This window comes from Dyadobacter sp. 32 (assembly GCF_902506755.1).
Lineage (GTDB): Bacteria > Bacteroidota > Bacteroidia > Cytophagales > Spirosomataceae > Dyadobacter.
Window position 1 is genome coordinate 4006960 of the sequence record NZ_LR735258.1, and the last position, 25111, is coordinate 4032070.

At 46.3% G+C, this 25111-nt stretch carries 19 protein-coding genes; 15 read left to right on the forward strand and 4 right to left on the reverse strand.

All coding sequences use genetic code 11. The features are described from left to right. Window positions 1-682: 682 nt before the first annotated feature. Complete coding sequence (locus tag DYADSP32_RS16195; protein WP_149241763.1) at window positions 683-2980, forward strand: transglycosylase domain-containing protein; 2298 nt, start codon at window positions 683-685, stop codon at window positions 2978-2980. Window positions 2981-3132: 152 nt separating this feature from the next. Here DYADSP32_RS16195 and DYADSP32_RS16200 read toward each other — a convergent pair whose 3' ends face one another. Beyond that, entirely contained in the window at window positions 3133-3291 is a 159-nt protein-coding gene (locus DYADSP32_RS16200) for a LytTR family transcriptional regulator DNA-binding domain-containing protein (protein ID WP_414617830.1), read from the reverse strand. A gap of 75 nt (window positions 3292-3366) precedes the next feature. Here DYADSP32_RS16200 and DYADSP32_RS16205 point away from each other — a divergent pair, with 75 nt between their 5' ends. Both DYADSP32_RS16205 and DYADSP32_RS16210 read left to right on the forward strand, forming a co-directional pair. After that, window positions 3367-4041, forward strand: a complete 675-nt coding sequence (locus DYADSP32_RS16205) for an MBL fold metallo-hydrolase (protein ID WP_414618167.1) — start codon at window positions 3367-3369, stop codon at window positions 4039-4041. 103 nt (window positions 4042-4144) lie between these two features. Further along, window positions 4145-4789 (forward strand): YMGG-like glycine zipper-containing protein, encoded by a 645-nt coding sequence (locus tag DYADSP32_RS16210; RefSeq protein ID WP_414617831.1) that lies wholly within the window; start codon window positions 4145-4147, stop codon window positions 4787-4789. A gap of 131 nt (window positions 4790-4920) precedes the next feature. On the opposite strand, the gene DYADSP32_RS16215 is transcribed toward DYADSP32_RS16210, so the two are convergent. Next, entirely contained in the window at window positions 4921-5847 is a 927-nt protein-coding gene (locus DYADSP32_RS16215; RefSeq protein WP_149241760.1) for a DUF4886 domain-containing protein, read from the reverse strand. Window positions 5848-6305: 458 nt separating this feature from the next. On the opposite strand from DYADSP32_RS16215, the gene DYADSP32_RS16220 reads away from it, so the two are divergent. The 12 genes from DYADSP32_RS16220 (at window position 6306) to DYADSP32_RS16275 (ending at window position 24016) form a co-directional block, all read left to right on the forward strand. Next, window positions 6306-6698, forward strand: coding sequence for a response regulator (locus DYADSP32_RS16220; protein ID WP_149241759.1), 393 nt, complete (start codon window positions 6306-6308; stop codon window positions 6696-6698). 192 nt (window positions 6699-6890) lie between these two features. After that, entirely contained in the window at window positions 6891-8606 is a 1716-nt protein-coding gene (gene kaiC / locus DYADSP32_RS16225) for a circadian clock protein KaiC (RefSeq protein ID WP_149241758.1), read from the forward strand. 18 nt (window positions 8607-8624) lie between these two features. Continuing rightward, a complete protein-coding gene (locus tag DYADSP32_RS16230; protein WP_149241757.1) occupies window positions 8625-8924 on the forward strand; it encodes a circadian clock KaiB family protein in 300 nt (99 codons plus the stop codon). After that, the gene (locus DYADSP32_RS16235; RefSeq protein ID WP_149241756.1) at window positions 8921-9238 is read left to right on the forward strand and encodes a circadian clock KaiB family protein; all 318 of its coding nucleotides are present in this window, start codon (window positions 8921-8923) and stop codon (window positions 9236-9238) included. Before DYADSP32_RS16230 ends, DYADSP32_RS16235 begins: the two co-directional genes overlap by 4 nt. 6 nt (window positions 9239-9244) lie before the next feature. Further along, window positions 9245-10552 (forward strand): ATP-binding protein, encoded by a 1308-nt coding sequence (locus DYADSP32_RS16240; RefSeq protein WP_149241755.1) that lies wholly within the window; start codon window positions 9245-9247, stop codon window positions 10550-10552. A 229-nt stretch (window positions 10553-10781) separates the two neighbouring features. Continuing rightward, window positions 10782-13025 (forward strand): excinuclease ABC subunit UvrA, encoded by a 2244-nt coding sequence (locus DYADSP32_RS16245; RefSeq protein ID WP_149241754.1) that lies wholly within the window; start codon window positions 10782-10784, stop codon window positions 13023-13025. 184 nt (window positions 13026-13209) lie between these two features. Beyond that, the gene (locus DYADSP32_RS16250) at window positions 13210-14661 is read left to right on the forward strand and encodes a sulfatase (RefSeq protein ID WP_149241753.1); all 1452 of its coding nucleotides are present in this window, start codon (window positions 13210-13212) and stop codon (window positions 14659-14661) included. 18 nt (window positions 14662-14679) lie between these two features. After that, window positions 14680-16503 (forward strand): sulfatase-like hydrolase/transferase, encoded by a 1824-nt coding sequence (locus DYADSP32_RS16255; RefSeq protein ID WP_149241752.1) that lies wholly within the window; start codon window positions 14680-14682, stop codon window positions 16501-16503. A gap of 7 nt (window positions 16504-16510) precedes the next feature. Then, window positions 16511-18028 carry a sulfatase gene (locus DYADSP32_RS16260; protein ID WP_149241751.1) on the forward strand — a complete coding sequence of 506 codons (1518 nt, stop codon included), beginning with the start codon at window positions 16511-16513 and terminating at the stop codon, window positions 18026-18028. Between the two features lie 136 nt (window positions 18029-18164). After that, window positions 18165-18980: an AraC family transcriptional regulator gene (locus DYADSP32_RS16265; RefSeq protein ID WP_149241750.1), complete on the forward strand. Its 816-nt coding sequence runs from the start codon at window positions 18165-18167 to the stop codon at window positions 18978-18980. Window positions 18981-19075: 95 nt separating this feature from the next. Beyond that, window positions 19076-21535: a TonB-dependent receptor domain-containing protein gene (locus tag DYADSP32_RS16270; protein ID WP_414617832.1), complete on the forward strand. Its 2460-nt coding sequence runs from the start codon at window positions 19076-19078 to the stop codon at window positions 21533-21535. Between the two features lie 492 nt (window positions 21536-22027). Further along, the gene (locus tag DYADSP32_RS16275) at window positions 22028-24016 is read left to right on the forward strand and encodes an ATP-binding protein (protein ID WP_149241749.1); all 1989 of its coding nucleotides are present in this window, start codon (window positions 22028-22030) and stop codon (window positions 24014-24016) included. Here DYADSP32_RS16275 and DYADSP32_RS16280 read toward each other — a convergent pair. Together DYADSP32_RS16280 and DYADSP32_RS16285 are read right to left on the reverse strand one after the other, a co-directional pair. Continuing rightward, window positions 24013-24390: a hypothetical protein gene (locus DYADSP32_RS16280; RefSeq protein ID WP_149241748.1), complete on the reverse strand. Its 378-nt coding sequence runs from the start codon at window positions 24388-24390 to the stop codon at window positions 24013-24015. The two genes, DYADSP32_RS16275 and DYADSP32_RS16280, sit on opposite strands and share 4 nt — an antisense overlap. Before the next feature lie 35 nt (window positions 24391-24425). Then, window positions 24426-25067 (reverse strand): response regulator transcription factor, encoded by a 642-nt coding sequence (locus tag DYADSP32_RS16285; RefSeq protein ID WP_149241747.1) that lies wholly within the window; start codon window positions 25065-25067, stop codon window positions 24426-24428. Window positions 25068-25111 lie beyond the last annotated feature (44 nt).

A 25111-nucleotide genomic window follows, 5' to 3' on the forward strand; every position in this document is an offset into this window, starting at 1 on the left:
AGTATCAACAGCACAAATTTTGTTAACATCGGATTAACCGCTAAGCTTTTCCTGTAACCACGCCGCATTCTGAAAAACCTAAGATCTTTCTGTCGAAGTGAACCTCCACCCAAACCATAATTGTTCAGGTGATTACCAAAAAAATGCAGCCCAGCCAAAATTAAACCACCGAAGACACCTGAGAACACCGAAGGCGTTTGTCCCCTTTGGTGAACTTAGGTCACTCAGGTGGTTCAAACCATTATAGTATCAACAGCACAAATTTCGTTAACATCGGATTAACCGCTAAGCTTTTCCTGTAACCACGCCGCATTCTGAAAAACCTAAGATCTTTCTGTCGAAGTGAACCTTCACCCAAACCATAATTGTTCAGGTGATTACCAGAAAAATGCAGCCCGGCTAAAATTAAACCACCGAAGACACCTGAGAACGCCGAAGGCGTTTGTCCCCTTTGGTGAACTTAGGTCACTCAGGTGGTTCAAACCATTATAGTATCAACAGCACAAATTTCGTTAACATCGGATTAACCGCTAAGCTTTTCCTGTAACCACTCAAGATTCTGAAAAAGCTGAAATGTTTCTTTCGAAGTGAACCTCCACCGTCTGCCTGAATCCATTTAATTTCTCACCTTTGTGCCTCATTTGCTCCGTTTTCAACGTTTCATAAAATAAAAAATACCGCCATGATCGAATTACAACCCGGAAAATACCGTCGCAACATCATCCGTTTATGGCGTTTACTTGGGCTGATACTTGGTCTTTTCATCTTTTACCTCATTGCAGTAAGCATCAATCTATTCTGGCTTTTCGGCGGCATGCCCGATCTGGTTACACTCGAAAATCCTAAAAGCGAACTGGCTTCCGAGCTGATCTCGGAGGATGGGAAGTCGCTTGGGAAATACATTTTCAAAAACCGCTCCCCAATCGAATATGATCAGGTTTCGCACAACCTCGTCGATGCGCTGATCGCCACGGAAGATGCACGTTTTCTGAATCATTCGGGAATAGACCCGCGTAGCCTGGCCCGTGTTGCCAAGGGATTACTCACGGCAAACTCCGGAGCCGGAGGTGGAAGTACACTCACCCAGCAGGTGGCTAAAAATCTTTTTGAAACACGATCTGAGAAATACCGCGGACTGCTCGGCAAAGTGCCGGTGGTGCGGACTGTTATTGCCAAAACCAAGGAATGGATCCTGTCGGTGATCCTGGAAAGAAAATACACCAAGCAGGAAATCATGATGATGTACCTGAATACCGTCTCCTTCGGAAACAATACCTACGGGGTAAAGGTGGCATCCCGAACCTATTTTGACAAAGATCCCTGGGAGCTCAACGTGCCCGAAGCGGCCCTCATTGTGGGAATGCTTCAGAATCCCACTTTATACAATCCTTTACGCTTTCCGGCCAATGCGCTGAAACGCCGGAATACGGTTTTGGGACAAATGATGAAATATGACTATTTGCCCGAAGAAAAATTTGAAAATTACAAAGCGCAACCGTTGAATCTGAAATACACCATTGAGAGTCACAATACGGGACTGGCACCGTATTTCAGGGAATCGATGCGCGGATTTTTGAACGCCTGGGTAAAGTCATACAACGAAGAGCACGACGCCGACCTGGATCTGTCTACCAGCGGGTTGCGCATTCACACCACCATTGATTCACGTATGCAACGGTATCAGGAGGAAGCCCTGACCGAACACATGCGGCAGCAGCAGAAAATATTTGACGAGCACTGGAAGGGCCGCAATCCCTGGATAGATGACAAGGGCCGGGAAATGCCCGGATTTATCAGTAAAGCGGTGAACAGGCTTCCTCATTACATCAGCCTGAAAGCGCTGCTGGGTGAAGAAGCAGCGATGAAAATTATGCGGACTCCTTACAAAATGAAGGTTTTTTCGTGGAATGGAGAGAAGGAAATGACGATGAGCCCCATCGATTCCATTCGTTACTATAAGCGCTTTTTACATGCCGGCATGATGTCTATGGATCCAAGGAACGGGCATATCAAAGCCTGGGTGGGTGGTGTTAATTTCAAATATTTCAAATATGATCATGTAAAGCAGGGAAAACGCCAGCCGGGTTCTACCTTCAAGCCGTTCGTTTACCTGGCTGGTCTGGACAAAAATTTCCTGACACCCTGCGACCGCGTGATGGACCAGCCGGTTACTTTTGGAAAGGAAGACGATGTCCCCGAAGGATACACGCCCGAAAACTCAAATGGCAGCTACTCCTACCAATCCCTGTCTCTACGCCAGGCGCTCGGGAAATCGGTCAATTCGGTGAGCGCTTACATTATCAAAATGGTGAAGGCAAAAACGGTGATTGAGTACGCGCATAAATTGGGCATTACGAGCAAACTTCCCGAAACGCCTGCACTTGCATTAGGCACAGGGGATGTGTCGGTGTATGAAATGGTGAATGCTTACTGTGCATTTGCCAATGGCGGCTACCGGACCGAACCGATGACAATACTGAGAATAGAAGACCGCTATGGAAACGTATTGCAGAGTTTTCACCAAAAACAGAATCAGGAGCTGAATGAGAACATGGCCTATGATATGCTCTACCTGATGCGGGGCGCCGTGGAAGATCCGGGCGGAACCGCAGGGCGATTAAGTTCCTATGGAGTGACACAGGGCAATGAGATCGCAGCCAAAACCGGAACATCGCAAAATCATTCGGATGGCTGGTTTATGGGCATGACTCAACACCTGGTAACGGGGCTCTGGGTGGGCGGCGAGGATCGCAGCATTCACTTTCGTACCCTGGCACTTGGGCAGGGTGCCCGTGTCGCCATGCCCGCCTGGGGACTTTACATGCAAAAAGTTTACAATGATCAAACGTTAACCGAATATCGGAAAGGCCCATTTGTCAAACCAGCTAACTACGTCCGGGATTGCAACACCATGACCGGTGATAGCACCAATACGTACACACCGCCTTCAAAATCGGATGATGAAGGGGTTTTATTTTAAAGAGGCTCAGAAGAGCAACTAGTGTTAAATTGTTGTATTGTTTGATTGTTCTGCTCTTTTGTAGTGAAAAGCGTGCTGCTATACATGTTAACCATCATGCCTAGCGGCGGGTTCTCATTTGAATATCAGTTTTCTTTCCCGATAAGCCTACATCACCCCAACCCAATCCCTTTCAAAAAACCTTCGCGATAATTATTCCCGATCGGAATTTCTATATCATTGATAAACACCCTGTTTCCTTCGATGTGGGTGATTTTGGATTTATTGACAATGAAGGATCGATGTACCCGCAGGAACAGATTGGCGGGCAACAGAAAGGACGGGATTAATGATTAGGCGATAGACGAACAGAGCGAAATAGTAGAAAGCCCCTTCATCTGAGTTTAATAAACAAGGTTTACCCTGTCAATGTGTTTTTGATCGAGGACAACGGGCTCACACTCATCGATACAGGATTTCCAGGCAGCGCGGACAAAATTTTCGCGGCCATTGGAAAGGGTGGTAAAAAACCAGAGGATATCAAACGCATCATCCTGACCCATGCCCATCCTGACCAATCCGGAAGTGCAGCGGAAATTGGCAAGAGACTGAAAGTCCCGGTTTGGGCCCACCGCATCGATGCCGAAATCCTGGAAAAAGGCATTGGAGGCCGTGAGCCAAAGATCCTTGGACCGGGGATACTTAGTTTCTTCCTATACCATATTTTTATCAAAAACAGCTCCGGCGTTGTGGATCCTATTAAGTTCGAGCGAAAGCTGGAAGATCGTGACAGCATTGACATTGCCGGTGGGATACAGGCTATTCATGTTCCCGGCCACAGTCTGGGGCAAATTTCCCTGCTGGTAAAAAATGAAAGCGTTCTGATCGCTGCGGATCTTTGCGCTAATTTCATTGGATTGGACATGAGTACGGTTAGCGAAGATCATGAGGTGTCTATTGAAAGTATTGGAAAGGTATCCCGTTTTCCCTTTGATAAAGCGGTATTTGGTCACGGAAACCCGATTATGCGCAATGCAGACAAGACGATGAAGGCCTTTTATCGAAAATTACAACTTGTTTGATTTAAGCTGATTTGCAGTCAAAAAACGCCACCGCCACAATTTGAAGGGTATAATTACCAGCAACCAGCCTCCCCCCGCGTTTTCGCTCCCAGAACCAGGTCATTTGAATCTCTCCCATTCAACCGATGCAGCTCACGTCCACACCAAACCGTTATGTGCATACCCTCCAGAGCTCAAAACAGGCTTTTTGTTTCTTCGATTTGTTTGGTTTAACAAACATCAAACCGTGTTGGCACGATTTTGGAATGTAAACCCGAAACATCCAACTTATATCATGAAGTTACTAGTTTCAGTATTTTGCGCAATTGGCCTGTTGACAGGCTGTAACAGCAGCAACAACAAGGAAGCAGAAGTACAGCAAGCAAAACAAATGGCTGTGGATTCAATGAAGCATGTCATAGCCAAACAGGCTGTGGTCGATTCGATGAACGCAGTCATGGCAGAACGTGAAAAGGAAATAAAGGCTGAACAGGCGCAAGCGGAGCAGGAAGAAAAAGACAGACAAGCGCTGGCAGTAAAAAATGAAACGCCTGCAGCAGCGCCAGTTGCTAAAAGAAAGAAAAAATGGAATAACACCGCCAAAGGTGCTGTCATCGGCGCAGGAACTGGTGCTGTGGCCGGGGCAATCATTCATAGTAAAAAGCCCGTTGAAGGCGCCCTCATAGGAACCGTTGTGGGTGCTGGTGTGGGTACTGCCACGGGTGCCATTGTTGATGATTCAAAGAAGAAGAAAAATAAGGCAAACTAGTGGCAGAATGCCTGATTGTTGTTATTTGAGTACAGATGATTTGTCATCCTTCAGGTTAATAAAAAAGGGGAGCCTTGCGGTGTGCAGGATCCCCTTTTTTATTAGGAGGGAGCCGCTCTCAACACCCAGCTTTACCTTGTAACCTGCCTGGCTACTTTTTTCAATTTACGATCAAATACTTCACTTACGGCGTCTGGCCGGAATTTGAGTTTAGCTGGCGACTCGTTGAATAATACTGCATACCAAACCAGTCCTCCCAAAAAACACCCGGCTTCGTTGGCATGATTGGCATCGAAGGCCAGCTTCTTGCTGTTGTCATATTTGTAGCCCACGTGAAGCGAATTGGTTTGGTCGGGTAGTGCCGGGTATTGCGCTTCAGTGGATTTGAAAGCCATGTCGGGCCTGTAAGCAGTTTTGGCATCGGAATTCACTTTCCAGAAGGCATCACCCACCGGAAAAAGTGCGATACCTAACTCACTCGCTATGGTATGGTACGCAGCCCTCGATTTCTGCCACATCTCCTCTGCATTGGATGCAAACTGATTTTCCGCAGTTTGCGTGAATTTTTTCGCATCGGTTCTGTAAGCCCAGGTCTGCTGCATCACAATACGGGCCTTGGGCTGGATGGATTTTACCAGATCATACAACTTTTTGGCATAAGGCCTGTAAGTGCTTAGATCTCCGGAATTCATGGAGTTTTGCTGGATGGTAACAACATCCCACTTACCCACGGAGAGCAACTCGCGCAACGACTTGCCTCCGTAGGCTTTGCCTTTGGGATCATCGGGATTTTTTTCAGCCGCTTCGGCAATTTCCCAATGCCTTTGCAAGGAGCATCCGCCAAGCTCTGCCCGACCAATTTTCAGGGGATGTCCTCCTTCCGTGGCAAGCTGGGGAAGGTAGCGGGTTGCATTTTGTGAAAAGCTATTTCCAATCAAAAATAGCTTGAGGGTATCTGAAATGGTGTTATCTCCGGTTCCGCCATAACCCGGAAGTATGGTGGCAACCGATATGCCCCACCACAGCACACCACACAAATGTTTTTTATAAAGCTTCATATTCTTTACCTGATTAAACCTGCCAACCTGTTTCGACTAAATCATCAAGGACGCGCTACACTAAATCTACCGATGGTATTTTGTCGCACCAACATTCTTTTAATCAGACTTTCTCGCAAAGGAGGGAAAACGCTTAGATTTTGTGCATAAATTTCTACCAATATTTTAACGGAAACCCTCTCGTTCCCTGAAAAATCGCATAATAACATGCCTCACTGCTCATAACACTTTGCGGTTCGTAGCGCGGTGGCTCCATTGAATTGTTGGCATAACCTACCTTATAGCTAAGCTGAGACTGATGGGTCATCCCACTGGAGAAAATCGTACAACCCCTTAAGAAGTTCTTCCACATCTAAACAAAGTATCTTAACTTTACTGCCCGGCTTCTTTCCAGGCTTGAAACCGGGACGGTCGTCTGTTTTGCTGAAAACAGTCCTCCTTCGTCACTTTCTCAACTTATGAATTTAAAGAAAACCATTTTTTTAGCAGACGACGATGAGGACGACCGGTTTTTTCTCCGGGATGCGATCAATCAGATCGAAAATAATATAGAGATTATAGAAGCGGTCAATGGCCCTGATTTGCTCGAAATATTAAAAACGCATCCGCATACGCAGGACGTTCTGATCGTGCTGGACATGAATATGCCGCGCCTCAACGGGCTTGAAACCATACAGGCCATCAGAATGAATCCGGCCTATGCCCCCATACCTGCCGTGATGATCTCCACCTCATCAGACCGATGGCTTATCGAACAGGTAAAGCAAGCTGGTATTGATAAGTTTGTAACCAAACCGTCCACCATGGAAGGCTTCTTATGTCTGGCACGAGAGCTTTGTAACAGCTTTTAAAGTCACATCGGATGTAGGGCCAGTTCTCCATTGGCTACAAATACGGATGCCTCAAAAATCAAAATAAAATAACAAATAATTGATATACAGATAATTAATCAGAAACAAAAAGTCTGGTACAATTTTTGTTGGTAATTTTTCGTGGATCACTTCTCTGAAATTTCAACAGGTTATTGAACATCGATATTTACAATGAGCACCAATTCCTCAAAACTAAATTCCGTACTACCATCACTGCCCAAATCGCTTACAGGTATTAAAGGGCTCGACGAAATCACGCGTGGTGGGTTACCTCTTAACAGGCCCACCCTTATATGCGGACCGGCAGGTTGTGGAAAAACCCTTTTCTCCATGGAATTTCTGGTTCATGGTGCACGCGATTTCAACGAACCGGGTGTTTTCATGGCATTCGAAGAAAAAACCGAAGAGCTGGCCCTGAACGTTGCTTCTTTAGGTTTTGATCTGAACGAACTTCGAAATAATAATATGATCCGACTGGATCATGTGCACATAGAACGAAGTGAGATTGAAGAGACGGGTGAATATGATCTGGACGGGCTGTTTATCCGGCTGGCTCATGCCATTGATACCATTGGAGCCAGGAGAGTGGTGCTGGATACACTCGAAAGCCTCTTTTCGGGACTGAATAACCAGGGCGTGATCCGGGCGGAGCTCAGGCGCCTGTTTGAATGGCTGAAGGAGAAAAAAGTTACCACCATCATCACCGCCGAAAAAGGGGAAGGTACCCTAACCCGCCACGGGCTCGAGGAATATGTTTCGGACTGTGTTATCCTATTGGATCACCGGGTTGCCAACAAAATATCCACACGCCTGCTGAGGATTGTAAAATACCGGGGATCCGTTCACGGTACCAACGAATACCCTTTCCTCATTGAAGATGATGGCATTTCTGTTATTCCGGTTACATCACTCACGCTGTCGCATGTAGCCTCGTTTGAACGCATAACGTCCGGCATCCCTGCCCTTGACGTGATGCTCGGTGGCAAAGGCTTTTTCAGGGGGAGCAGTATTCTCGTATCAGGTACTGCTGGTACCGGCAAGACCAGCATTGCGGGGTCATTTGCCAATCAAACCTGCCTGAATGGAGAGCGCTGTATCTATTTCGCTTTTGAAGAATCCCCGCAGCAGATCATCCGCAACACCCTATCGATTGGGATCACACTCCAGGATCATCTGGATAAAGACCTTCTCCGGTTTCATGCCTCCCGCCCCACTCTGAACGGCCTGGAAATGCACCTGTTTTCAATCAACAAACTGGTCAATGACTTTCAGCCATCTGTTGTAATTCTGGATCCGATTACCAATTTAATAACGGTGGGATCTGTGAGTGAAGTCAAAAGTGTGCTCATCAGGCTGATCGATTTCCTGCAATCCAGAAATGTGACGGTCATGTTTACGGCACTTGCCATGAACGACAACATCGGCGAACAATCCGATGAAAGTATTTCGTCTCTGGTGGATGCCTGGCTTTTGGTAAGAGATATAGAGCTGAACGGGGAAAGGAACCGCGGCATGTACGTGATGAAATCGCGGGGGATGAAACACTCCAACAAGGTCCGCGAGTTTGTAATTTCTGACAAAGGGCTTAACCTTATCGACTTATACCTGGGCCCCGAAGGCGTGCTCACGGGCTCTGCACGTGAGAAGCAGCAGCTTGCCGAAAAGACCGTACATGTACTCCGAGATAATGCGATTCAGCGAAAGGATAGGGAAATAAGCCGCAAGAGAACTGTCCTGGAATCCCGAATTGCGAGTCTTAAGGAAGAATTTGAATCACTGCAGGAAGAAATGAACAAGAGTTATATCGAAGAAGAAATAAGAAAAGAGGTTCTTGAGCAAAATCTCCGGGAGTTTACGGAAGGAACTGACAACAATCAGCAATTATAAACACCTAACCAGGCCCTTATGGACGGAGAAAATGAGAAATGGGAACTAAGATTATATGTAGCAGGAAAAACTACAAAATCGGTCACGGCCCTGTCGAACCTGAAAAGGTATTGTGAAAAACATCTGAAGGACAAATACATTATTGAAGTAATTGACCTGCTCGTTCAGCCACAATTAGCCGAAGGTGACCAGATCCTGGCCATACCCACTTTGGTAAAAAAAGTACCCGAACCCATACGTAAAATTATCGGTGACCTTTCCAATGAAGAAAAAGTTTTGGTTGGACTAAATATTCGCCCAGCGGCGAAAGTACAATGAGCTCAGAAACTGATTTAAACGATTTCGAAAGTGAAAATTCTGATCGCGTCTTTGTGCTTCGCCTGTTCGTGACGGGCGCTACAACCAACTCACGAAGAGCAGTGATTAACATCAAAGAGATTTGTGAACAATACCTGCCCAACAATCACACGCTGGAAATCATAGACGTTTACCAACAAAAAGAAATTGCAGAACAGGAACAATTAATTGCCCTGCCTCTTCTCATTAAAACCTCACCCCTTCCGGTAAGAAGGATGATCGGGGATCTGTCGGACACTGCCAGCGTACTCAGAGGCCTTGGCATTTCACTGTAATTGCAGATGGATACTTCAAAGAAATACACACAATTAGAAGAAGAAAATGAACTTCTCCGCCTTCAGCTCGAAGAAGCAACGGACACGATCAATGCGATCCGATCGGGCCAGGTAGATGCACTGGTAGTAAAAGATGCAAATGGAGCGCATCAGCTTTTTACATTAAAAACAGCGGATCAAACTTACAGGTTGTTTATTGAAAAAATGAGCGAAGGAGCAGTTACCATTAACGAAAATGGTATCATTCTCTACAGCAACTCAAAATTTGCGTCCATGGTAGACGTGCAATTATCCAAAGTAATTGGCCTTCCATTCTCCAGTTTTGTACCGGATGAGTCGAAGGATATTTTTAACGAAATGTTCAAAAACGGCTGGATGGGTGATCACAAGGCAGAACTAAACATTAAACGAGGAGAGCTGCTGATCCCATGCCAGCTTTCGGTAGCGTCGCTGGAGCTGGACGAGGGAGTTTCCCTGAGTGTTATTCTCACCGACCTCACCTTTCAGAAAGAGACCGAGACCTTATTAAAATCGAACAATCAGAAGCTCAAAGAAATCAATCTGGAGCTCGAATCCAGCAACCATGATCTTCAGCAATTCGCGTCTGTGGCTTCTCATGACCTGCAGGAGCCACTAAGAAAGATCCTGATTTTTTCTTCCATGCTCAGAACAAAGCATTCCGAAGAATTTACGGACGTAGCCGCGCTACATTTACAGAAGATCATCTCCTCCGCACACCGGATGAAAACAATGATCGCTGATGTTCTCAGTTACTCCCGTTTGTCCACCCACGTCACCGTCTTAGAGCCGACCAACCTTGGCGATATCGTCCAGGAAGTTATCGAAGATTATGAAATCCTAATCCAGGAAAAAAAAGCACGGATTTTTGTTGGCAAGCTACCCACCATAGAGGTAAACCGGGGACAAATCCGCCAGGTTTTTCAAAACCTGATCAGCAACGCGATCAAATTCTCCAAGCCGGATAGCACACCGGTTATTCACATTGATGGGCAAATTGGAGAAAACGGCCAGGTAACCTCAGATTCGTCGGCGCATTGCATCATTACTGTGAAAGACAACGGGATCGGTTTTGACGAGGTGTACCGGGATAAAATATTTTCGCTGTTCGAGCGGCTCAACACCAAGGATAAATACGAAGGGTCGGGAATAGGATTGGCCATTTCGAAAAAAATCATTGACAAGCACAATGGAAGCATCACTGCGGTAAGCCAAATCGGGGAAGGCTCGCAATTTACGATCACACTGCCGCTTCGAAAGCCTCTCTCCAAAAGCCAAAACAGACGGGCTTTATAGACCCCAGTACCGTTTTGGTATAAGCCCCGGTTTCAAAAAGCACAGTAAAAACATCATCACTTTTCACCCCCAAGGCTCGGGGTATTTGCAAAAAAAAGGTCTTTTAATCCTAAATTCCCCTAGTGCGCATCGCGCAAAAATTGGCCTTTTACTGTCCGGTTTTGTGTATCTTTCAGGTCTATACATCACGTCAAATCGGCTAGTGTTATTAGACCTTAACAATCAGTATATGTTTCAGGAATATATAGAAATCCGCGGAGCACGTGAAAACAACCTTAAAAATGTGTCTCTCAGCATCCCCAAGCGTAAAATAACCATCTTTACGGGGGTGTCGGGCTCTGGCAAATCTTCCATCGTTTTTGATACGATCGCCACCGAAGCCCAGCGGCAGCTCAATGAGAATTTCAGCATGTTTATCCGAAATTTCCTGCCTAAGTATGCCCAGCCAAATGCAGATGCCATTGAAAATCTGAGTATGGCCATTGTGGTGGATCAGCGGAGATTGGGAGGAAATTCTCATTCTACGATGGGCACCATTACAGATATTTCGCCGGTGCTTCGCCTGCTGTTTTCCCGCATCGGACAGCCGCATATTGGCAACTCAAATGCATTCTCGTTTAACGACCCGCGGGGGATGTGCCCGGAATGCAACGGGATCGGTAAGAAAATGGGTGTCGTGGCAGATTCTTTTCTGGATATGAGCAAGTCGCTAAACGAAGGTGCGGTACAGGTGCCGGTGTTTGCAACCTGGGAAAAAAGCAGTTATGCCAGTTCCGGATTTTTCGACAACGATAAAAAGCTCTCGGATTTCACGCCTGAGGAAATGGATCTTCTGCTGTACGGCAAAGACCTTAAGTTTAAACTCCAGGTGGGCGGCGGAAGTATGAACGCCACGTATCTGGGCGTAATCGAGAAATTCGAAAGATCGTATATCAAAAGAGATATTAAAACCTTATCAGAACGCACCCAAAAAGCGGTTGCTCCCTACATCGCACTTGGACCTTGTCCGTCGTGCAAAGGAGCACGTCTGAGCCAGGCTGCGCTGAACTGTAAAATCAATGACAAAAATATAGCCGAAATGTCGTCCATGGAAGTTTCGGATCTCCTCTTGCTGGTAAACGAAATCGAGGATCCTGTGGCTACGTCCATGGTGGCAACATTATCCGAAAGACTGCAGCACCTGGTTGATATCGGGCTGGAATACCTGAGCCTGGACCGGGAGACAAGCACACTCTCAGGAGGTGAATCGCAACGTGTGAAGATGGTAAAGCATCTGAGCAGCAGCCTGATCGACGTTATGTACATTTTCGACGAACCCAGTGTGGGCTTACATCCCAGAGACGTGCATCGGCTGAACGAACTGCTGGGTAAGCTGAGAGACAAAGGCAATACCGTCATTGTGGTAGAACACGATCCGGATGTGATTAAGGTTGCAGACCATATCGTGGACGTAGGCCCTCAGGCAGGGAGCAACGGCGGACAAATTGTTTTTGAAGGAAGCTATGACGAACTCATCAAAGCAGATACACTCACCGGACGGCATATCAAGCAATCGTTGTCGCTGAAAGAAAATTCACGCAAACCCAGTGGCCAGCTTTCGGTGCGTAATGCAAACGTAAATAACCTACGCAATGTGCATGTGGACATTCCAGTTGGCGTACTTACGGTGGTAACCGGTGTTGCAGGGTCGGGGAAAAGCTCACTGATCAATCAGGTCTTTTTAAAACAACACGCCAGGGCAATCGTTATCGACCAGTCAGCAGTAGGAACCTCCACCCGGTCAAATCCCGCCACCTACACCGGCGTTATGGACGATGTGCGAAAAGCTTTTGCCAAAGCCAATCATGTAAGCGCATCGTTATTCAGCTTTAATTCTAAAGGCGCATGCGAAAATTGTCAGGGCCTTGGTGTGATTTACACGGATCTCGCGTTTCTGGACGGGATTAAATCGCCCTGTGAGGTTTGTGAGGGTAAACGTTTCAAAGAAGAAGTGTTGGCCTACAAGTTGGATGAAAAATCAATTTCAGATGTCCTGGAGTTGACAGTTCAGCAGGCACTGGCGCATTTCACGCAAAAGGAAATCTTACACAAGTTGCAGGCAATGAGCGATGTGGGACTCGACTACCTCACACTTGGCCAGCCACTGAGTACACTTTCGGGAGGCGAGTGCCAGCGAATTAAGTTGGCAAGCGAACTGCACAAAAAAGGAAGCGTTTATGTTCTGGATGAACCCACAACAGGACTACACATGTCGGATATCGGCCATTTGCTTGGCATTATGAACCGGCTGGTCGATGCAGGAAATACGATGATCGTCATAGAACACAATCTGGACGTGATCCGGAACGCCGACTGGATCATCGACATAGGGCCCGATGGTGGCACCAAAGGCGGAACTGTGGTATTTGAAGGCACGCCGAGGCAGTTGGCAGGTGCGGAAGGATCCATCACCAGTTTGTATTTGAGTGCCTGATGTTGCCAATGGGATCCGTCGGTCCAGGAATGCTTTTGTTCTTTCAACGAGTTTCCACTTAATGGTTTAGCGTCGAGTTGTTGGTGCTTGTATAAGTATTATTTTACGATGATCGGCTTACCTTTCTGGATGCCATTCATCTATTCTCCCCATGGTGCTTTTTCCCAACACATATTTTGACGCAATGAAAAAGTACGGGCTGTATCTGGCCGGGTTATTGCTGTTCACATTCCTGACGTTTACCGCCTCTGCCCAAAACACCCCCAACATCATTTTCATTATCGCAGATGATATTAGCTGGGATGATATGGGCACCTATGGCAATGCAAAGATCAAAACGCCGAATGTGGATAAGCTAGCCAGGGATGGCATGAAGTTCACAAACATGTTCCTGACTGCCAGCTCCTGCAGCCCGAGCCGGGCGAGTATCCTCACCGGCCGGTATCCGCACAACACCGGTGCAGCAGAACTTCACACACCTCTGCCGGCACATCTGAAATTTTTCCCGGAACTGCTTAAACAGAAAGGCTACTTTTCGGCCCTGGTGGGTAAATGGCACGAGGGTCCGGCGACCAAAAGAGCCTACGACACCTTGCTTGTTGACAAAATAAAAAACGGAGAAGGTGCCGAAGAGCAATGGGTAAGTTTGCTGCAGTCAAGACCAAAAGATAAACCATTTTTCTTTTGGCTTGCCCCGCTGGATGCGCACAGGCCCTGGTCATCAACAACCATTGGCCCGAAACACAACCCGGATACCGAAATTGTGGTACCACCCAACTTGGTCGACACCAAAGAAACAAGGCTCGACCTGGCAGCTTACTACAATGAAATCTCGCGACTGGATTACTACGTAGGTGAGCTATTGGCAGAATTGGAAAGGCAGGGCATTGCAAATAACACACTCATTATTTTCACATCGGACAATGGCCGCCCCTTTCCGGGAAGTAAAACAAGGCTTTATGATGCGGGGGTAAAGACCCCTTTTATCGTCAAATGGCCAAAGGGAATAAAACCTGGACAGACCTGCCAGAGCCTGTCCAGCAGCATTGATATTGCACCAACACTACTTGAACTTGCAGGTGTAGAGGCCTCGGAAACCTTTCAGGGAAAAAGCTTCACTGCTCTATTCGACACACCGGATAAGGAGTTCAGAAAATACGTATTTGCCGAACACAACTGGCACGACTATGCCGCATATGAGCGGTCGGTACGCAGCAAGGACTTTTTATATGTGATCAATAAAAGAACTGAACTGCACAATGGAGGCCCAATTGACGCCAACCAGAGCCCTTCTGCCAAAGCTTTGAAGATAGCCAGGAAAAATGGCAGGCTGACTCCGCTCCAAAAGGATGTTTTCGTTACGCCGCGACCTGCGGAAGAATTTTTCGACAACTTTAAAAATCCGTCCCAGTCACAAAACGAAATACTGAACAAAGCTTATGCTGCGCAGATCGCTGAACTTAGATCCGTCCTGAAACAGTGGCAGCACGAAACGGGTGACACTGAGCCAAACAATCTGACCCCCGACTGGTATGACCGTGAAACCGGTAAATCATTACCCGCAAAAGACAAGCGTGGCGAAATGCCGGGAAGTGCCAATAAAGCAGATCATATCAATCAAAAAGGCCCATTCTAAAATTGATAAATCTCCATCATGCATAAAATATTGTTGTTCATAACCGCCGGTCTGCTGACATTTACACCGGTTTTAGCACAGCAGTCCAGGCTCAATATACTCTGGATTGTAAGTGAAGACAACAGTCCGTTTCTGGGATGTTATGGCGACAAGTTTGCCACCACGCCCAATCTGGATAACTTTGCCAAACAGGGGGTACTTTACAAGAATGCGTTTGCAACTGCCCCGGTCTGCGCACCTTCCCGATCCACACTGATCACGGGTATGTATCCTCCGTCCATCGGCACCGAGCACATGCGGAGCACCTATCCGGTTCCCGATTTTGTCAAATTTTTCCCACACTACTTTAGGGAAGCGGGCTATTACACTACCAATAATGCCAAAAAAGATTATAACACGGTGGATCAGCCGGAAGCTTGGGACGAGTCCAGCGGAAAAGCCACTTACAAAAACCGCAAGCCAGGACAGCCTTTTTTCGCTGTATTCAATTTGAACGTATCGCATGAAAGCAATATTCACTCCCCGGTTCCAAAGGATAAGTTGAAGCACGATCCGGACAAAGTCACCTTACCTCCGTATCATCCCCGAACGACGGAAATGAAACACGACTGGGCGCTGTATTATGATAAGATCGAGGAAATGGACAGGCAGGCTGGAATTATTCTAAAAGAGCTTGATAAAGAAGGTCTTACAGAAAACACAATCGTATTTTATTACAGTGACCACGGGGGTATTCTTGGCCGAAGCAAACGATTTTTGTACGAATCTGGATTGAAAATACCACTCATCATTCGCTTTCCGGAGAAATTTGCTTCCCTGGCTTCCGGAAAAGCAGGAAGTACCACCAATCGGATCGTCACTTTTCATGATTTTGCTCCGAGTGTGCTCAGCCTGGCAGACATTCCGATTCCCCAGCACATGGAGGGGAAAGCATTTCTGGGTAAACGGCAGGTAAGAGCAAGAGATTATGCCTACGGATTTAGAGGAAGAATGGACGAACGTACAGACTTGTCCCGAACGGTCCGGGATAAAAAATACCGTTACATCCGCAATTACATGCCCCACAAAATCTATGCACAACACCTGGAATATCTGTGGAAAGCACCATCCATGCCATCCTGGGAGGCGGAATACAAGGCAGGCCGGTTAAATGAAGTCCAGAAGAAATTCTGGCAGGAAAAACCAGCGGAGGAACTTTTCGATACGGAAAAAGACCCCCACAATGTGAACAACCTCGCCGCTGACCCAAAATATAAAGACATTTTATTGAAACTTCGCGCGGCCAATCACAACTGGCTTATCGAATCCAAAGACGTTGGCTTTATCCCGGAAGCACTGCTCAGCAAGATCGCAGAGACTACACCCCTGCGTGGTTATGCTCTGAGTGGTAAATATAATTTCAAAAAAGTAATTGAAACTGCTGAAATCGCTTCATCCAGAGACCCGTCGAAGCTTCCTGAAATCATTCAAAGACTGGCTGACCCAGACCCCGTGGTACGGTATTGGGCGGTGATCGGCACAATCGTGTTTAAAAAGGAGGCGGTTTCTGCAAGACCAAAACTCAACGAGTTATTGCGTGATCCCGAAATCAGTGTACGTATCGCGGCATCGGAAGCGCTGCTGAATTTTGGAGAGACGGATAAACCCGTGCAAACATTGAGTCAAGCGCTTGAAAGCAACAATCAGATGGCCCGAGTACAGGCATTGAACGTGCTGGAAACGATTGGCGACAAAGCTAAACCCGCTTTCAATAACGTAAAAGCGCTCTTGAAAGGAAACCCAAAAGACGGCGACTATGATGTGCGCGCGGCAAAAAAGATCCTCCAACAAGGTGAAAAATAAAATAGCTATGAACAAACTGATCATTTCATCTTTGGCAATGCTTCTTGCCTTGCTCCTGGTTTCTGCCAAAATGCAGTCGACCACATCTGCAACCAAGCGCCCCAATATTCTCTTCGTCATCTCGGACGATCAGTCGTACCCTTATGCCGGTGCTTATGGCGACAAGGCTGCCCGGACGCCCCATTTCGACCGGGTCGCTCAGGAAGGTGTGTTATTTACCAATGCTTTTGCTGCTTCACCAGGATGCAGTCCGTCCCGGGCCGCCATACTGACCGGACTTAATTGCTGGCAGATCAAGGAGGCCGGCACACATGCCAGTAGCTTCCCTTCCGAGTTTAAGGTATTTCCTGATTTGCTTGAAAAGGCCGGATATAGCGTAGGGTACACGGGCAAAGGATGGGCGCCGGGCAACTTCAAAGTCTCAGGGCGCAACCGAAACCCTGCCGGTGATGCTTATCTGAGCAAAAAACAGGAAAGTCCAAAAGGTATATCGGATGTGGATTATGCCGCCAATTTCGCCGATTTTTATACTAAAAAAGAAAAAGACAAACCCTTCTTCTTCTGGCTGGGAACCTATGAACCGCACCGGAGTTATCAGAAAGGTATCGGAGCTGCAAATGGATTCAAGGCCGATGAAGTGCATGTTCCACCTTTCCTCCCGGATGTGCCTGAGGTACGGAATGACATACTGGACTATCTCTTTGAAATCCAATGGTTTGACAGCCAACTTGGAAAAGTACTGGCTCAGCTGGAACAGACGGGTGAGCTGGACAACACCCTTATCGTGGTAACAGCAGACAACGGGATGGCCTTCCCCCGCGCCAAGGCCAACGTTTATGAATATGGTATTCACGTTCCGCTGGCTATCCGCTGGGGAAATGAGATCAGAAAAGGGGTCACATACAAAGAGGTGGTAAGCCTGATCGATCTTTACGCTACTTTTCTGGAGGCAGGGAAAGCTTCGTTACCAACCTATCCGATCGAAAGTAAAAGTTTGATCCCCTTACTTCAATCGGGCAAAAGCAACAGAGATGCTGCCTTCTCATCACGGGAACGGCATTCATCTTCGCGGTACAATAATCTGGGTTATCCGCAGCGGAGCATACGTACTTCACAATATCTTTTTATTACAAATTACAAACCCGAACGCTGGCCAGCCGGCGATCCGCAAAAGTATGACGCAAAAGGAAATCTGGAACCGGTCAACTCCGGTTTTCATGACATTGATGAGTCGGCCGATAACATTGTCATCAGGGAATGGAAGGATCCTAAAATTGCGCCGTATTTTCACCTGGCAACCGACAAACGTCCATTGGAGGAATTTTACGACATCATCAAAGACCCGGGTTGCCTCAAAAACCTGATCACGGAAACAGATTATTTAAAACAGATCGACAAGCTGAGAAGCCAATTGAAAAATTATCAGACGGCCACCAGCGATCCGCGGGAAACCGGCCACGGCGACTATCTGGATTCATTTCCAAGGCTTAACGGCGAGATCAGAAATTTTCCAAAACCGGAGTAGATATTGAGGAAAAAGACTAGAAATTTATGTTTTCCGAGTCAGACTGCCTAAAATGCATTTAAGTTTATGAAATATCCCCAGTAGTGGACAGGATTGCATCTGAAAACCATTTACGGATTATATTTAACCAAGATTGATGGAAATTCCTGTTAAAAACAAGCTCACCAACAAAGAGTTGTTCAGAATAAAGAGAATGAAAGAGGTGATTAAAACCACCACACCGCATGGTCATAAGGACTATCTTGAAATCATATACTTAGAGCAGGGAGCAGGGACACACCAGATCGACTTCAACCGATTTTCCGTGAAACCTCCCAGTCTCTATCTGGTTATGCCCGGTCAGATCCACAGCTGGGAGCTTACAGCAATACCAAGGGGCTATGTGGCCATGATCCAGAAAGACTTTCTACTGGAGCACCCGCTTTATCACACCTTGTTCCAAACGTTCCCATTGTCTTTTCCCAGCGCTTTTGAACTGGATGATGCCGGTGAAAACTTCGAAATGATTTTCAAAAAGATGGAAACAGAATACCTCGAAGGCAAACCAAACTTCGAGGCCGTGATCCAGACGTACCTGCTTCTGCTATTCAACCTGCTCAAGCGTCACATGCAACCGGCGCCGACAACGGTGTATTCAGAATTGCTCAAAAATTTCTTCATTATCCTGGAAACCGAATTCAGAGCCAACCATGAGACAGGATTTTACGCCAATAAGCTCAATACCACAACCAAAAAGCTGAATAAGGGCTGCAAAACCTTTCTGGGGAAGACGTCTGGCACGGTGATCAATGATAAGTTGACCGCCGAAGCAAAAAAACTGCTCTTGTATTCTCCTAAAAACCTGACAGAACTAACGTATGAATTTGGATTCACAGATCCTTCACACTTCAACAAATTCTTTAAACGCCAAACTGGTGTGTCACCCGGGGTATACCGCAAAGGCATTTCCTGAATGTACCAGAAATGGGCACTTATGTACAAAGTCTACGGAGTCAATAGGATTTAATTTTGCCACTTCTTCCCATATCAGAAAGAAGCTATTTACTCATGATGAAAGTTTTCGCAATTACAATAACCATCCTACTTCATTGCACAGGTTCACTTCTCGCCCAGCGCAATTTCACTATATCCGGCAGGATAACAGACAAGCAGACCGGCCAGGCTTTGGCCTATTGCTCGGTAGCCCTTTTTACAAGTCCCGATTCGACCCTTACAGGAGGCGTACTTACCAATGAAAGTGGCATTTATACGTTCGAAAACATTACTGCCGGATCGTATTACATTCAGACCCAATATATCGGATATAACAAATCCGTATTGATTGTCCCCCTTTTTACCCCAGGCCAAACGCAAATGAACCTGGAAAACATTGCTATGAATCCGGATCCCAGGACACTCAGGGAATTAAATGTAAAGGGAGATCGTCAAACGCTCGAGCATAAAATCGACCGGCAGGTTTATCGGGCAGACCGGTTCCTTGGTAGCCAGGGCGGAACCGCCATCGATGTGCTCAAAAACACCCCCTCTGTCACCGTCAACAGCGAAGGCAACATTGGTCTTCGCGGATCTTCGGGATTTTTGGTATTGATCAATGGAAAACCCGTACAGACCGATCCGGCAACGATCCTCAACCAGATTCCGGCCAATACAATTGAAAACATCGAGGTGATCACCTCGCCATCTGCCAGTTTTGATCCGGATGGGAAAGCCGGGATCATCAACATTACTACCAGGACCGCGGTGGCCGGTAGCCGGTCTTTTTCAGTCAATGTCCAGGGTGGGTTGCCGCCTGTTTATCGTTACAACAACCTGAATAACCCTTTACGCTACGGGGCCGATGCCACATTTAATGTGCGCAGCGATAAATGGGACTTTAACCTGAGCGGCAATTATCTACGCAATGATATTGCCGGCAGACGGGTTGGGGATGTCAACACCACCATAAATAATGTGTTCACTTCCTTTCCCTCCAGCGGTGAGAGGAGTTTTATCCGCTACAATTACACCTTACGGAGTGCTGTTTCCTACTCACCTAACTCAAAAAACACGTTTTCAGCCGGCATATACACAGGTTACCGATCCCAGTCGCGCCGGGCAGATATCCTTTACAACAATACAAAAACCGACCTGACCACTGGTGCCGTCATAGGAAGGATCAATTATTTCAATTCCAATATAGCCCGCAAGTCCGCAGGCATCACACTGGGCAATCTGGACTATACACATACATTTACCAATAAGTCATTTCTAACCGTTTCCGGTCTTTTTGAAAAAGCAAACCTGAATGGATTGACCACCAATAATAACCTCGCGGAGCCCGGCAGACAGGCTATTCTGCAAAGCAGCCGTAACCCGAGCGAAAACCCGCTCACTGCATACCGGGTAAAGGGCGACTATACCACCACGCTCTGGAATGGGAAACTGGAGACCGGTTACCAATACCGAAACCAGGTTCAGAAGGGAAACTTCCAATACCTGGATCTTGAAGGCGGATCATTCGTAATCATTCCCGCGTTTAGCAGTACAACGAAAGTGTCCAACCATATCCATTCGGTATATGGGCAATATGGTGCCAAAGCAGGCAAGCTGGAATACACCGGTGGCTTGCGCTACGAATATGCGCAGCGGGCGTTTACAGCCGGAAACGAAGTTACCCGTGAGCTCAACTTGTCCAATCTGTTTCCCACGCTGAATTTACAATACCTGGTCAGCAAGTCTTTACGGTTTAAGGCAGGTTACAGCAAAAGGGTGCAGCGGTCGACCAACAATGAGCTCAACCCATTTCCGGAGCGCGAGCATTCCGAAACACTTGAATCCGGTGATCCGGATATTCTTCCCGAGTTCATTGATCTTACCGAGCTGGGTGCGATCAAAGAATTTGAAAAAGGAAGCATCTTTGCAACACTTTACAACCAGCGCATCAAAAATGTGGTGAACCGGGTGAATAGTGTTTACAATGACACGATATTAAACAGAATCTACACCAACGCCGGCCTGGCCACATCCTGGGGGCTGGAAGCAGGGACAACACTGAATTTTGCGAAATGGTGGCAGTTTTATGCGGGTGGAAACCTTTATCACTATAAAATAAAAGGATCACTTTTCGACAGAGATGTGCTTGTCAATACAGCCAGCTGGATTTACTCGATTAATGCCAACACCACCTTCAAACTTTCCGAAACTTTGCAATTGCAGGCGTCGCTGAACTATTTATCCAAACGCGTAACGGCACAAGGTGAAGACTCCAGGTTTGTGGTCCCCAGCCTATCGGCCCGAAAGACATTTATGAAAGGCAAACTGGCTGCAACGCTCCAATGGCAGAATATAGATCTGGGCCTTCTGGGCTCCAACCAGCAACGGATCACCACATTCGGCAAGGACTTTTTTACCACCACCAATTACATTCAGGAAACCGACATTTTCCTGTTGAACCTGAGCTACAACCTGAACCAGACTTCCAAAAAATCCAAACTCCCTGCCAGTGAATTTGGTGATAAGGAGTTTTGAAATCTTTATATTTTTGTTGAGATCCAGTATTGAAGAATACAAAAACCGGCAAGATGGTTGCTGGTGAACTGGTTACAGTTTCTGTTTTCCCGAACAGGATCCTGTACCAACCTCTGAAGCGGAACTGAAACCAGGAATCCGTCTGCTACCATCATGTGGTTCAACTGTACTTTTTATCGCGACAATACGCATGGTTACGTACAAAATTTCCCGTTCAACCAACTGCGTATAATTAGGCCGTTCTGCATAACGTAGTTCATGGCTACAAACAAGGCTTTTCCATATCTTTGAGAGCACTGTGGCATTTATACAGTGTGATCTTTCAATAGGTATGCCCCAAAGTGCGATTAGTGTCCCCTGCAAAAAGTGGCCGGCATCAAGGCCTACAAAAACCACAATTCACTGATTACTATGAAATTGCACCACAAATAATGAATAGTTACTTCTTTGAAAGTATTGGCAGACTATGTAAGTTTGTTAAAATCCTCGACCATGAAAAAATATCTGCTGCTGTGTTTGTGTTTTCTCACAAATGCAGGATTCTCCCAAACCAGGCTGATTGATAGCTTAAAACGGAAACTGGCTCTCGTTATCCAACAGCCAGATGGTTATTTCAAAGACACCTTACATTGTCACACGCTAAAAGCGATTATGAAATCCTATGACAACGTTAATGTTGACTCGGCGCTTCATTACAATGCAATGATGATTAACCTTTCCACCAGCAAGAAGTTACAAAAAGAGCTTATTTATGCCTTTCAATATGGCGGTTATCTATCCCAAATCAAAGGTGATCATCACGAGAGTATACGTTTTCATTATAAGGCACTGTTACTTGCCGAAAAGTTGAATCACTTCACAAGTGTGGCCTTCTCCAAAGGAGCCCTGGCGCATGCATACACAAGCCTGAAATTTTATCCGAAGGCAACAACATTATGCAAACAGGGGCTGGCAATTCTGCTTAAACACCCCAATACAAATATCCAGTTATCAATTTTAAATGTGCTGGGGTCTATACACCGGGAACAGGGGCATCTGGAGGATGCATTCAAAGTGAATACAAGACTTTACAAATTGGCAAAAACCGAAAATGACCCCTGGTATGAGGCCTATGGTTTACATGCTGTAGGGCGCGTTCTGAACGATATGGGCGAAGTAACGAGGGCTATGGAATTTTACCAGCAAGCCCTTTCTCTTGCGAAAAAAATAGAAAACATTGAGCTAGAAGGCAATATTCTACTCAATACTACTGATTTGTACATAAAGCAAAAGAAATGGAAACAAGCCTACGCCCATTGCCTGCTTGCAAAAAAAATGGCGGTCTCAATCAAAAATGGGAGCATTGTTATGGAAGCGGAGCAGAAGCTTTCCACTATTTTCAAAAACACAGGACAGCCAGGAAAGGCGCTGAAGGCATTCGAAAATTATACCGTTCTAAGGGACAATTTATCAAGGGAGAAAAACCAGCGGCAGATAGAAGCTTTACAGGCTCAATATGATAATGTACAAAAAACAAATGCCCTGCAAAAGGAGAGGGTGAAAAGACTGGCAGGGGAGCTCAAAAATCAACAGCTGGATAAGACAACCAACAGTTTAACTTTGGGAATCCTGGCCATTGTATTTTTTACTGCCGTACTGTTTTGGAACAACAGGAATTTACAGGCAAAAAACCGCGAGATTGACCGCCAAAGAGCTTTACTTGAAACAGCCAGAAAAGAGCTTGCAGATATCAACAAAGTACTCGAGATCAGAGTTGGTCAGCGAACAGAAGATCTGCTGAATGCAAACCGGGAACTAATTCGGAAAAATGAAGAGATTAAACAAGCTCTTTTCAAAGGGCAGACGATTGAACGTAAACGTGTGGCTCTTGAACTGCACGACAATTTGAGTAGCTTGCTGAGTGCAGTAAACATGACCATCCAATCGATTAACCCAGAATATCTTTCCGAATCTCAGCAATCCATCTATCAAAATTTAAGACATCTTATACAAAACGCTTATGCCGAAGTGCGCAATATCTCTCATAACATCCTGCCGGCCGAACTTGAGAAAGAAGGTCTGGTCACAACGCTTACCACGCTGATCAGGCAATTGAATCAAAATTCTCCTCTTCAGTTTTCACTAACGATTATCAATCTACAGGAACGGCTACCCGTTGAAATAGAGTTTAATGTTTACAGTATTGTTTGGGAACTGATCAACAATGCCATTAAACATTCGCAAGCCTCGGCGGTATCAATCAAGCTGTTGAAAACAGTTTCGGAACTTCATTTAATGGTAAATGATGACGGAATAGGCTTAAAAAGCAATAATGAAAAACGGGGCATCGGACTTCAGAACATCCTAACCCGTCTTGAATCCCTGGGAGGAAGTTTCGAAGCACCGTCTGATGCAGAAATAGGGACCCGGATAACCATAAAAATTCCCATTGAAACGGTTAGCATCAATGGGAATTTGCTTATAACTGAAACGCAAAATTAGGATCCACCGGGCGTTGGTCGCGGAGGTGGTTTAATTGGATTCATATCGGGCATTGTCGCTGGCGAGGGTGCTTCGGCTGTTTGCCAGTTGATCCCGGGTGCCACAACTTTAAGGGTTTCTTCGTGAAGTGCAAAGCCCTCCTCACTTAACTCCCCTAGCATTACACTTCTGATCAATTTAAGTCGCCCGGTCTTATACTTGACCGACATCACCAAAGGATTGCTTTCATTGATGATTTTTTCCCCTTTCTCATCGTAAAAGTAGAGTTCGAGGTCTACCGCATCGCGGTCTGAATCATCTTGAACTGCTGATTCAAGAATCCTGATCTCGCAGGGGCCATTCATTTGAAAATATTTTGTTGGGGAATCTGGCATAAAGTGAGAAGGGGGTTAAACGTGAAACGATTTATTTAAATAATCTGAAATTTGATTGCGTATTTCACCAGTCCGAGGGTTGTCTGCACACCCAGCTTTTGCATCAGGTGTTTACGATGGGTTTCGACTGTTGTAGGGCTGATAAATAATTTATCTGCGATCTGGGTTCCGGAAAATTCCATGGCTATCAACTTCAGCACCTCCAGTTCACGCTGTGTGATGGCAATTTTTTGCGGCTTATCTACATCAGGTGTAAATTCAATACCGGTATTATTGGCCAGCTGCATCATGACCTGTTCACTGTAAAACTTATTGCCTTTCGCAATGATATGCAGAGCCGCTTCCAGTTCACCGCGTTCGGCACTCTTCAACACGTAGCCATCGGCACCCGCACGAATGGCCTCTTTAATCGCCTCCGGCTGATCGGCCACGGTAAGCAAACATATCTTCACCTTTGGAAACTGCGCCCGCATCTGAAGCGTGAGCTCAATGCCACCCATAACGGGCATTTGTACATCTGAAACCACCAGATCAATATCTGGTTCAATTTCCAGGGCAGTCAGTATTTGCCGGCCATTGGTGTGCTTGGATACCACCTCAATCCCGTCCATACTTGACAAAAGCAGGGCAAGACTATCCAACAAAATCCTATGATCATCAGCTATTAGTATGCGCATGTTGTGAGGCCAACGTCAAATCGGCTCTAAACTGTGAAATAAAT

What these genes read in the sequence shown, in the direction of transcription:
- DYADSP32_RS16195 (WP_149241763.1), top strand. Translation starts at nt 683, where the DNA reads ATGATCGAATTACAACCCGGAAAATACCGTCGCAACATCATCCGTTTA.
- DYADSP32_RS16215 (WP_149241760.1), bottom strand. Translation starts at nt 5,847, where the DNA reads ATGAAGCTTTATAAAAAACATTTGTGTGGTGTGCTGTGGTGGGGCATA.
- DYADSP32_RS16220 (WP_149241759.1), top strand. Translation starts at nt 6,306, where the DNA reads ATGAATTTAAAGAAAACCATTTTTTTAGCAGACGACGATGAGGACGAC.
- kaiC (WP_149241758.1), top strand. Translation starts at nt 6,891, where the DNA reads ATGAGCACCAATTCCTCAAAACTAAATTCCGTACTACCATCACTGCCC.
- DYADSP32_RS16230 (WP_149241757.1), top strand. Translation starts at nt 8,625, where the DNA reads ATGGACGGAGAAAATGAGAAATGGGAACTAAGATTATATGTAGCAGGA.
- DYADSP32_RS16235 (WP_149241756.1), top strand. Translation starts at nt 8,921, where the DNA reads ATGAGCTCAGAAACTGATTTAAACGATTTCGAAAGTGAAAATTCTGAT.
- DYADSP32_RS16240 (WP_149241755.1), top strand. Translation starts at nt 9,245, where the DNA reads ATGGATACTTCAAAGAAATACACACAATTAGAAGAAGAAAATGAACTT.
- DYADSP32_RS16245 (WP_149241754.1), top strand. Translation starts at nt 10,782, where the DNA reads ATGTTTCAGGAATATATAGAAATCCGCGGAGCACGTGAAAACAACCTT.
- DYADSP32_RS16250 (WP_149241753.1), top strand. Translation starts at nt 13,210, where the DNA reads ATGAAAAAGTACGGGCTGTATCTGGCCGGGTTATTGCTGTTCACATTC.
- DYADSP32_RS16255 (WP_149241752.1), top strand. Translation starts at nt 14,680, where the DNA reads ATGCATAAAATATTGTTGTTCATAACCGCCGGTCTGCTGACATTTACA.
- DYADSP32_RS16260 (WP_149241751.1), top strand. Translation starts at nt 16,511, where the DNA reads ATGAACAAACTGATCATTTCATCTTTGGCAATGCTTCTTGCCTTGCTC.
- DYADSP32_RS16265 (WP_149241750.1), top strand. Translation starts at nt 18,165, where the DNA reads ATGGAAATTCCTGTTAAAAACAAGCTCACCAACAAAGAGTTGTTCAGA.
- DYADSP32_RS16270 (WP_414617832.1), top strand. Translation starts at nt 19,076, where the DNA reads ATGATGAAAGTTTTCGCAATTACAATAACCATCCTACTTCATTGCACA.
- DYADSP32_RS16275 (WP_149241749.1), top strand. Translation starts at nt 22,028, where the DNA reads ATGAAAAAATATCTGCTGCTGTGTTTGTGTTTTCTCACAAATGCAGGA.
- DYADSP32_RS16280 (WP_149241748.1), bottom strand. Translation starts at nt 24,390, where the DNA reads ATGCCAGATTCCCCAACAAAATATTTTCAAATGAATGGCCCCTGCGAG.
- DYADSP32_RS16285 (WP_149241747.1), bottom strand. Translation starts at nt 25,067, where the DNA reads ATGCGCATACTAATAGCTGATGATCATAGGATTTTGTTGGATAGTCTT.